The organism is Fructilactobacillus sp. X3R2C1, from assembly GCF_059901235.1.
Window position 1 is genome coordinate 1 of record NZ_JBWXVA010000028.1, and the last position, 277, is coordinate 277.

General features: G+C 64.6%; 1 protein-coding gene. It reads right to left on the minus strand.

The genetic code is table 11. The annotated features are described in order from the left end of the window. The coding region (locus tag AC6UDB_RS07025) for an FAD-binding oxidoreductase (protein ID WP_500709548.1) at nt 1-277 on the minus strand (277 nt) is incomplete at both ends.

Here is a 277-nt window from a genome sequence, read left to right on the forward strand (position 1 = left end):
TCACTGCCCTGCTCGGCGATCTTCTCCAGCATGGCGGTGAACGGTGCCAGGCCGGTACCGCCGGCCAACAGCAACAGCGGGCGCAGGATCGGGCGCAGGTAGAAGCTGCCCAGCGGCCCGGTCAGGCTCATGCTGTCGCCGGTTTTGGCCAGGCTGGTCAGGAAGCTGCTCATCAACCCGCCCGGTACATTGCGGATCAGGAAGCTGACTTCGCCGCCCTTTTGCAATGAACTGAACGAATAGGCGCGGCTCTGCTCGCTGCCCGGCACCTTGAGGT